The organism is Nonomuraea turkmeniaca (assembly GCF_005889735.1).
In the GTDB taxonomy this organism is placed as follows: domain Bacteria; phylum Actinomycetota; class Actinomycetes; order Streptosporangiales; family Streptosporangiaceae; genus Nonomuraea; species Nonomuraea turkmeniaca.
Genome location: NZ_VCKY01000354.1, coordinates 1 through 8,100 on the forward strand (window position 1 = coordinate 1; position 8,100 = coordinate 8,100).

The 8,100-nt window shown below is 69.5% G+C and carries 10 protein-coding genes and 1 pseudogene; 4 read left to right on the forward strand and 7 right to left on the reverse strand.

Translation table 11 applies throughout. The annotated features are described in order from the left end of the window. Positions 1 to 516, reverse strand: a pseudogene (locus ETD86_RS50735) (hypothetical protein); the annotation flags it as partial. Positions 517 to 615: 99 nt separating this feature from the next. Between ETD86_RS50735 and ETD86_RS50740 the strand changes: the two are divergent. Then, positions 616 to 1,308 (forward strand): hypothetical protein, encoded by a 693-nt coding sequence (locus ETD86_RS50740; RefSeq protein ID WP_138673791.1) that lies wholly within the window; start codon positions 616 to 618, stop codon positions 1,306 to 1,308. Continuing rightward, positions 1,305 to 1,850 carry a DUF6529 family protein gene (locus ETD86_RS50745; RefSeq protein WP_138673792.1) on the forward strand — a complete coding sequence of 182 codons (546 nt, stop codon included), beginning with the start codon at positions 1,305 to 1,307 and terminating at the stop codon, positions 1,848 to 1,850. Before ETD86_RS50740 ends, ETD86_RS50745 begins: the two co-directional genes overlap by 4 nt. Here ETD86_RS50745 and ETD86_RS50750 read toward each other — a convergent pair. Continuing rightward, positions 1,840 to 2,772, reverse strand: coding sequence for an HpcH/HpaI aldolase/citrate lyase family protein (locus ETD86_RS50750; RefSeq protein WP_138673793.1), 933 nt, complete (start codon positions 2,770 to 2,772; stop codon positions 1,840 to 1,842). The genes ETD86_RS50745 and ETD86_RS50750 overlap by 11 nt on opposite strands. Positions 2,773 to 2,790: 18 nt before the next feature. Beyond that, complete coding sequence (locus ETD86_RS50755) at positions 2,791 to 3,927, reverse strand: Mrp/NBP35 family ATP-binding protein (RefSeq protein ID WP_138673794.1); 1,137 nt, start codon at positions 3,925 to 3,927, stop codon at positions 2,791 to 2,793. 169 nt (positions 3,928 to 4,096) lie between these two features. On the opposite strand from ETD86_RS50755, the gene ETD86_RS50760 reads away from it, so the two are divergent. Further along, a complete protein-coding gene (locus ETD86_RS50760) occupies positions 4,097 to 4,561 on the forward strand; it encodes a MarR family winged helix-turn-helix transcriptional regulator (RefSeq protein WP_138673795.1) in 465 nt (154 codons plus the stop codon). Here ETD86_RS50760 and ETD86_RS50765 read toward each other — a convergent pair. Further along, entirely contained in the window at positions 4,542 to 5,012 is a 471-nt protein-coding gene (locus tag ETD86_RS50765; RefSeq protein ID WP_138673796.1) for a DUF1003 domain-containing protein, read from the reverse strand. The two genes, ETD86_RS50760 and ETD86_RS50765, sit on opposite strands and share 20 nt — an antisense overlap. Next, positions 5,002 to 6,210 (reverse strand): magnesium transporter MgtE N-terminal domain-containing protein, encoded by a 1,209-nt coding sequence (locus ETD86_RS50770; protein ID WP_425465713.1) that lies wholly within the window; start codon positions 6,208 to 6,210, stop codon positions 5,002 to 5,004. The genes ETD86_RS50765 and ETD86_RS50770 overlap by 11 nt, the downstream gene beginning before the upstream one ends. Positions 6,211 to 6,306: 96 nt before the next feature. On the opposite strand from ETD86_RS50770, the gene ETD86_RS50775 reads away from it, so the two are divergent. After that, positions 6,307 to 7,263 carry an EamA family transporter gene (locus ETD86_RS50775; protein ID WP_138673797.1) on the forward strand — a complete coding sequence of 319 codons (957 nt, stop codon included), beginning with the start codon at positions 6,307 to 6,309 and terminating at the stop codon, positions 7,261 to 7,263. On the opposite strand, the gene ETD86_RS50780 is transcribed toward ETD86_RS50775, so the two are convergent. Both ETD86_RS50780 and ETD86_RS50785 read right to left on the reverse strand, forming a co-directional pair. Beyond that, positions 7,260 to 7,628 carry a hypothetical protein gene (locus ETD86_RS50780; RefSeq protein ID WP_138673798.1) on the reverse strand — a complete coding sequence of 123 codons (369 nt, stop codon included), beginning with the start codon at positions 7,626 to 7,628 and terminating at the stop codon, positions 7,260 to 7,262. The genes ETD86_RS50775 and ETD86_RS50780 overlap by 4 nt on opposite strands. Before the next feature lie 28 nt (positions 7,629 to 7,656). After that, the gene (locus tag ETD86_RS50785; RefSeq protein WP_138673799.1) at positions 7,657 to 8,022 is read right to left on the reverse strand and encodes a sec-independent translocase; all 366 of its coding nucleotides are present in this window, start codon (positions 8,020 to 8,022) and stop codon (positions 7,657 to 7,659) included. Between the last annotated feature and the right edge of the window lie 78 nt (positions 8,023 to 8,100).

Sequence of the window (8,100 nt, forward strand, 5' to 3'; positions counted from 1 at the left end):
CCCCACCCACCCGAAAATGCCGGCATACTCCTCGCCGCTGACCGCCAGGGCGACCATCTGCACGATCTGTCCGAGTACGAGCGTCAGGATCGCCAACCCGACGCAGGCCATCAGCCAGGCCCAGCGCAGCCGCCCGGCCACCGACGACAGCGTCCCCGGACGACGCCGCTGCATGACCGCCACAGCCCCGAACACGAAGGGGAGCACGAGGGCGAGCGACAACAACGTCACCGCCAGCCCGAACACCGGATCGCCGAACAATTGCTCGGCGTCGAGCGGTGCGGGGATGCCGAGCAACGTCGCCATCACCGCCCCGGCAGACAACACCACCGCCGCGACCACGATGAAGAGGGCGGCGATCGCGATCGTGCCGACGATCGACCGCCACGGCCTGGCGGCCGCGTTCCTGGCGAGGTGGTCGTAGCGCGCCCCGCGAGGCGTCGGCAGAAACCAGGACCGCGACGGGGCGGAATATCGCATGTCGTAGGGAAGAGGGGGCCCCGGATTCTCCTGCATCTCTCTATTCTGTCCGTCTGGTGCGCATTAGTTCACAGACGGGGCGCCCTTTTAGGCGGATGCTCGGTGCCAGAGGCATTTCGACCCTGGGAGCAATCCATGTCAAGGCTGGGACCTGTCATCACCCTCGCGGCGGGAGCTGTGCTCGCCGCGGGGCTCGGTGTCGCCAGCATCACCGCGACACCGGCGGCGAACACCACGGCCGCCGCAGACAACAACCCCGCCGCGGAAGCGCCCGCGGCGGAGGAGAACACCGCACAGCCGTCACCCTCGCCTGCGAAGTCGGAGGCGAAGCGGATCGAGAAGGCCGACTACGGCGGCCGCGTCAAGGGCAACGGCGCCCTCATCGCGATCTCGATCAGAGACGGCAAGGCCATCGGCTACTTCTGCGACGGCCGCACGGAGGCCTGGTTCAAGGGCAGCCAGACCGCTGACGGAGTGAGCCTGAAGGGCGTCGCCGGCGGCAACGTGAACGCCGAGCTGGGCGGCGGCCGGGCCAAGGGCTGGGTCTCCCTCGGCGGCAAGAAGTGGAGCTTCGTCGCGCCGACGGTCGTCAAGCCGTCGGGCCTGTACCGGGCCACCGCGCTCGTCCGCGGCGCCCAGTTCAAGGCCGGCTGGATCCGCGTGAAGAACCCGAACGGCGGCTACACCACGGTCGGCGCCGCCACCGAGGGCGGGAGCCGGGTGCCGGTCCCCGAGCTGAACGACCAGCAGCCGACCGCGCCGCTGACCGTCGGTGACACCACGGTCTACCCACAGGACGTCGACGGCTTCATCGAGGAGATGCAATGACCGCCATTCACCAGCGCCCCTCGCGCAGCCTGACCGCGTTACTGGTGCCGCTGCTGGCCGGCGGCCTGGTCGTGCTCGCGCTCGGCGTGTACGGCCGGGTGCACACGCCCACCGGGTTCGCGGTCGGCGTGGCCGGCTTCTCCGCCGCGCTGCCGATGAAGGTGTGGCTGACGACGGGCGCGTTCGTGCTGGCGTTCGTGCAGGTCGTGTCGGCCCTGTCGATGTGGGGCAAGCTCGGGGTCACCATCCCGCCCGTCGTGCACCGCTGGTCGGGGCGGCTGGCGTTCCTGCTGACGATCCCGGTCGCCTTCCACTGCCTGTACGCCCTGGGCCTGCAGTACGACGTGCCCCGCGTGCTCGCGCACTCCCTGCTCGGCTGCTTCTTCTACGGCGTGTTCACCGCGAAGATGCTGGCCCTGCCCAAGCGGGACACGCCAGGGTGGACGCTGCCGGTGCTCGGCGGGCTGGCGTTCACGGCGTTGGTGGGGCTCTGGCTGACGTCGTCGTTCTGGTTCTTCACCGCCATCGGCATCAAGGTGTGAAGCTCTTCGTCCGGACGAGCCCGGCCGCCCGCCCCTTGGCGGCCACGACGAGCGCCATCTTCCGTGAGGCCTCGTCGATCATCTCGTCGCCCAGCATGACCGCGCCGCGCTTCTCCACGGTGGTGTAGTACTCGTACGCCTCCAGGATCAGCTCGGCGTGGTCGTAGTCCTCCTGCGCCGGCGAGAACACCTCGTTGGCCGTGTCCACCTGGGAGGGGTGCAGCACCCACTTGCCGTCGTACCCGAGCGCCGCCGACCTCCTGGCCACCCGCCTGAAGCCGTCGACGTCCTTGATCTGCAGGTAGGGCCCGTCGATCACCTGAAGGTCGTGTGTCCTGGCCGCCATGAGCAGCCGCATGAGGATGTAGTGGTAGGCGTCGCCCTCGTCGTAGCCGGGCGGCTGCTCGCCGACGACGAGCGTGCGCATGTTGATCGAGGCCATGAAGTCCGCGGGGCCGAACACCAGCGTCTCCAGACGTCTGGACGACCCGGCGATGGCGTCGGCGTTGACCAGGCCGCGGGCGTTCTCGATCTGCGCCTCGATGCCGATGCGGCCGACCTCGTAGCCCATGGCCTTCTCGATCTGCGTGAGCAGCGTGTCGAGCCAGACGACCTCCGTGGGGTCCTGCACCTTGGGCAACATCACACAGTCGAGGAACTCGCCGGCGCCCTCGACGGTCTCGATCACGTCCCGGTACGTCCACTGCGTCGTGAGGTCGTTGACCCTGACCACCCGCGTCTTGCCGGTCCAGTCGCCCTCGCGCAGCGCTGCGACGACGTTCCGTCGCGCCTCGTTCTTGGCCGAGGGCGCGACGGAGTCCTCCAGGTCGAGAAAGACCTCGTCCACCGGCAGGATCTGGGCTTTCTCCAGAAAACGCGGGTTGCTGCCGGGCACGGCCAGCACCGAACGACGTGAGCGCATGCGCCACACGCTACTGGCTCACCGCCGAGGCGCCAGACCCAGCTGGAGTCCCTTCAGGCTGGAGGAACGCTTGCTCAACCCGGACGCGATCTTGAGCAGCTCGGTCGCCGCCGGCGAGTCGGGATCCGTCAGGACCAGCGGCTTGCCCTCGTCGCCGCCCTCGCGCAGCCGCAGATCGATCGGCACCTGGCCGAGCAGCGGCACCCGGGCCCCCAGCGTGCGGGTCAGCGCGTCGGCCACGATCTGGCCGCCGCCCTCGCCGAACACCGCGATGCGCTCGTCACAGTGCGGGCAGGGCAGCCACGCCATGTTCTCGATGACGCCGGCGATCTGCTGGTGGGTCTGGGCCGCGATGGATCCGGCCCGCTCGGCCACCTCGGCGGCGGCCATCTGCGGTGTCGTCACCACCAGGATCTCCGCGGACGGCAGCCGCTGTGCGACCGAGATGGCGATGTCGCCGGTGCCCGGGGGCAGGTCGAGCAGGAGGACGTCGAGGTCGCCCCAGTAGACGTCGGCCAGGAACTGGTGGAGTGCCCGGTCCAGCATCGGCCCGCGCCAGACCACCGGCGTGTTGCCCTCGGGCTTGAACATGCCGACCGAGATGACCTTGATGTCATGCGCCACCGGCGGCATGATCATGTCCTCGACCTTGGTGGGCTTCTCGGCGGCGCCCAGCATGCGAGGAATGCTGTGGCCGTAGATGTCGGCGTCGACGATGCCGACCTTGAGGCCGCTCGCGGCCATGGCGGCGGCCAGGTTGACCGTCACCGACGACTTGCCGACCCCGCCCTTGCCGCTGGCCACCGCGAACACGCGGGTCAGCGAGCCCGGCTGGTTGAACGGGATCTCCTTCTCAGGCCCGCGGTTGCCCCTCAGCATGGTCTGCAGCTTCTTGCGCTGCTCGGTGCTCATGACGTCGAGCTCGATCTGGACGCCGGTCACGCCTTCGACCTTGGAGACGGCGTTCGTCACGTCGCGCCGGATGGTGTCTTTCATCGGACATCCGGACACGGTGAGGTAGACGCCCACCCGCACCGCCCCATCGGGAGCGATCTCGATGCTCTTGACCATCTCGAGGTCCGTGATCGGGCGACGGATCTCGGGGTCGATGACGGTGGACAGGGCCGCCGTCACCAGTTCCTGGGTTGGTGCCATCGAAGTCTCGGCACGAGTGAGTGCCGTACCTCCTTAGTCGGCTGGGTCGGTATATGTGTGACAGGCGCTGGACGCCAGCGAGGGTGCCCCTCCATGGTATGAACCGGAGGCCGCGCTGGGTTAATCCATGCTGTTAGATGTCCATGCAACAACGTCTTAAGGTTACTCCGTGACTCTCCTGCGCGACGACGGCCTGACCGCCGAGGAGCTGACGGTCTGGCGGCTGCTGCAGCGTGCCCAGGTGCGCATCACGCGCCACCTGGAGGCCGAGCTGCTCGTCGCCCACGATCTGCCGCTGGCCTCGTACGAGGTGCTCATGCAGTTGGCCGAGGCGCCCGGGCGGCGGCTGCGCATGAACGATCTCGCCGACCGCGTGTTGCTCTCTCGCAGCGGCCTGACCAGGCTGATCGACCGGCTCCAGCGTGAAGGGCTGGTGTCGAGGGAGGCGTGCGCCGACGACGCGCGCGGGCTGTTCGCGGTGCTGACGGACGCCGGCGCCGCGCGCCTGGCCGAGGCGACCCCGACCTACCTGCGCGGCATCCGGAGCCAGTTCCTCGACATGCTCGGCGGCGGCGAGATCGCCCAGATCCGGGCCATGCTCGGCAAGCTGGACATCAGTGGCGGGGCTCCTTGAGCTCCTCCAGCAGCCGGCCGAGCTCCGCGCGCAGGTAGTCGCGGGTGGCGACCTCGTTGATGGCCATGCGCAGCCCCGCGATCTCGCGGGTCAGGTACTCGATCTCGGCCTGGTTGCGGTCGGCGACCTCGCGGTCGTGCTCGTACTGGATGCGGTCCCGATCGTCCTGCCGGTTCTGCGCCAGCAGGATCAGCGGCGCGGCATAGCTCGCCTGCAGCGACAGCATGAGCGTGAGGAAGATGAACGGGTAGGGGTCGAACTTGAGGTTCGGGGGCGCGAGGACGTTCCAGGACACCCACACCGCCACGAACACGGTCATGTAGACGAGGAACCTGGCCGTGCCGAGGAAACGGGCGATCTGCTCCGACAGGCGGCCGAACGCCTCAGGGTCGTAATGCGGCCGCAGCGAGCGGCGCAGCGCACGGGGCTGGTCCAGTCGTTCAGCTGTCATAGTGCGCCCCTTCGCGCCAGTCCTCGGGAAGCAGGTGGTCCAGGACGTCGTCCACGGTCACCGCGCCGACGAGCCTGCCGAGCTCGTCCACGACCGGGGCCGCGACGAGGTTGTAGTTGGCCAGGTAGGCGGTGACCTCGATCAGCGTGAACGCCGGCCTGATCGGGTCGATCGACGGGTCGAGCACCGCGCCGAGCAGCGTGGACGGCGGCTCGCGCAGCAGCCGCTGGAAGTGCGAGACGCCCAGGTACGTCCCCGTTGGCGTCTCGGTGGGCGGCCGGGCCACGTAGACCTGTGCGGCGATCGCGGGCGTCAGGTCCTGCTGCCTGATGTGCGCGAGCGCCTCGGCCACCGTGGCGGTGGGCGGCAGGATCACCGGCTCGCTGGTCATCACGCCGCCCGCGCTGTCCTCCGGGTACGTCAGCAGCCGCCGGACCGGGGCCGCCTCCCCCGGCTCCATCAGCGCCAGCAGCTTGGCCGCCTGCTCGTCGGGCAGGTCGTGCAGCAGGTCGGCGGCGTCGTCGGGGCCCATCTCCTCCAGGACGTCGGCCGCCCGCTCCGGCTCCAGCGTGCCGAGGATGCCGATCTGGTCGTCGGGCGGCAGCTCCTCCAGCACGTCGGCCAGGCGGTCGTCGTTGAGCGCGCGGGCGATCTCGACGCGCCGCTTGCTCGGCAGCTCGTGCAGGGCGCTGGCCATGTCGGCGGCGCGCATCGACTCGAACGCCGCGATCAGCCCGGCCGCCCCCTGATCCTTCTGGAGCTTGTCGAACCCGGCCACCTCGCTCCAGTCCACGGTGCGCGGCTCGCGCCGCCTGCCCTTGTAGACGGCCACCCGGGTGATCTCCCAGGTGGACGGCTTGATCTGCTCCATGGCCACGTCGTAGACGGTCATGGGCTCGCCGTCGACGGTTACGGAAAGGTCCAGTATCTCGCCGACGACCAGCGTCTCGGTGGCGCGCTGCTCGAACCTGCGCATGTTGATGCGGCCGGTGAAGACGACGGCGCCCGGCTCGATGCGGCGTACGCGGGTGATGGGCAGGAACACCCGGCGGCGCGGCTGCACCTCCACCACCAGGCCGTGGACGGTGGGCCGGCGGCCGATGCGCAGGCCGACCACGACGTCCCTGACCCGGCCGATCTGATCCCCTGCCGGGTCGAAGACCGGGGTCCCGGGCAGCCGGGCCACGAAGATCTTCACGTGGCCAGGCTAACAGCGCTGCCCCGTTGCGCCCGGGACGCCCGGCGTGTCAGTATCAAACCCGTATAACGGTCATTACGTATCTGGTGGTGTGCGATGAGGTATGCGGGGCTCGCGCTCGCATTCGTGTCTTCATGCTGTTTCGCGTTCTCGGGGCCCATGGCCAAATACCTCATCACCGCTGGACTGGCACCGATCGAGGCCGTCTGGACGCGGATGGCGGGCGCGGGGCTGCTGCTGCTCGCCGTACTGGCCGTGGTCCGGCCGCAAGCGCTGCGGATCCCGCGCTCCAGGCTGCCGTTCTTCGGGCTCTACGCGGTCATGGCGGTGGCCGGCGTGCAGTCGCTGTACTTCGTCGCGATCACGCGGCTGCCCGTGGGGGTGGCGCTGCTGCTGGAGTTCATGGCTCCGGTGATGGTGGTGGCCTGGGTACGGGTGGTGCGCAAGGTCCGGCTCGCGCGGGCCGCCTACGTGGGCGCGGTCGTCGCGGTCGTGGGCCTCGGGATCGTCGTCGAGGCGTGGCAGGGGTTGCAGCTCGACGCGCTGGGCCTGCTGCTGGGGCTGCTGGCCGGGGCGTGCTGCGCCGGATATTTCCTCATGAGCGATAGCTTCGGCGACGACGTGGACCCGCTCGGGCTGATCGCCTGGGGCATGACGGGGGCGTCCGTGGTGCTGATCCCGTTCGCCCGTCCCTGGAACATCCCGTGGGACGCCTTCACCGCCGCGGCCACGCCGTCGGAGGGCGGGCTGACGCTGCCGGTGCTCGCCGCGTACCTGTGGATGGTGCTCATCGCCACCGTCATCGCGTACATCCTCGGAGTGAACGCCGTGCGGCGGCTGTCGGCCGCGGTGGGCGCCACGGTCGCGTCCCTTGAGGTCATCGGCGGCGCGCTCGTGGCCTGGGCGCTGCTCGGCGAGACACTCGGCGTCTTCCAGATCGTCGGCGGCCTGATCGTCCTGTCGGGCGCCCTCCTCGCCCAAACCGCCTCCGCCGCTCCCCAGCATTCCCCGGTGGACACCGTCGAGAAGTCCGCGGCAGCCGTCCGGGTCTAGCCCTCGGGGGTGAGTCGCAGGACGACGGACTCGCGAGCCCAGCGCTCGGTGAGGTGCTCGCTGTCACGCGCGTTGAGCCGCTCCTTGGCCAGCACCGCCACGGCGTCGGCCGCCGCGGCCTGATCGACCACCGACACGGCCGCGTCGAACTCGACCAGCCGCGCGCCGTTGTCCTTGCTCCGCAGCGTCACATGAACCCGCTCCAGAGCCTCCAGACCCGGCAGTCGCTGCTCCTCACCACCGGTCACCAGGTAGATCGCCCCGTCGTGCCACGTGTGCCAGGCCAGGCGAGGCCGGTCGAGGGTGAGCCAGAGGATGCTGGACTTCTTGGCGCCTTCCCCGATGGCCGCGGTGATGTCGCTCACATCTCAGAACTGTACTCGGGGCCGGCCGTCAGGTCGCTTCCGAGTCGTAGGGCGGGACCTCGCCGTGACCCAGCTCGTCCACGACCGAGTCCGACGTGTACGGCGCCGTCGTGGCCGGCTCCAGCTCCTTCGACTTGTCGTTCCAGTCCTCCTCGATGTCGTCGAGGAGGTGCTTGCGCACGAAGTTGCGCGGGTTGAGGTCGGCCGGGTCGAAGTTCTGGAACTCCGGACCCAGGCCCGCGCGAAGATCGTCGCGGGCATTGTTCGCCATCCGGCGCAGATTGCGCAGCGTCTTACCGGCCTGCGCGGCGGCCTGAGGCAGTTTTTCGGGACCGAAGACGAGCAGCGCCAGAACGATCAGCGCTCCGATCTCCGCCCACCCGAGTCCGAACACCGTGAGCTCCTACAGCCGTCCAACCCTTCCGAGGACAACCCCGGCCTACCCACAGACTAAAGGCTCCGAGCCATGACT

Excerpts from the sequence above, each read along its gene's own strand:
- ETD86_RS50755 (WP_138673794.1), bottom strand. The coding sequence starts at position 3,927 with ATGGCACCAACCCAGGAACTGGTGACGGCGGCCCTGTCCACCGTCATC.
- ETD86_RS50775 (WP_138673797.1), top strand. The coding sequence starts at position 6,307 with ATGAGGTATGCGGGGCTCGCGCTCGCATTCGTGTCTTCATGCTGTTTC.
- ETD86_RS50740 (WP_138673791.1), top strand. The coding sequence starts at position 616 with ATGTCAAGGCTGGGACCTGTCATCACCCTCGCGGCGGGAGCTGTGCTC.
- ETD86_RS50745 (WP_138673792.1), top strand. The coding sequence starts at position 1,305 with ATGACCGCCATTCACCAGCGCCCCTCGCGCAGCCTGACCGCGTTACTG.
- ETD86_RS50750 (WP_138673793.1), bottom strand. The coding sequence starts at position 2,772 with ATGCGCTCACGTCGTTCGGTGCTGGCCGTGCCCGGCAGCAACCCGCGT.
- ETD86_RS50765 (WP_138673796.1), bottom strand. The coding sequence starts at position 5,012 with ATGACAGCTGAACGACTGGACCAGCCCCGTGCGCTGCGCCGCTCGCTG.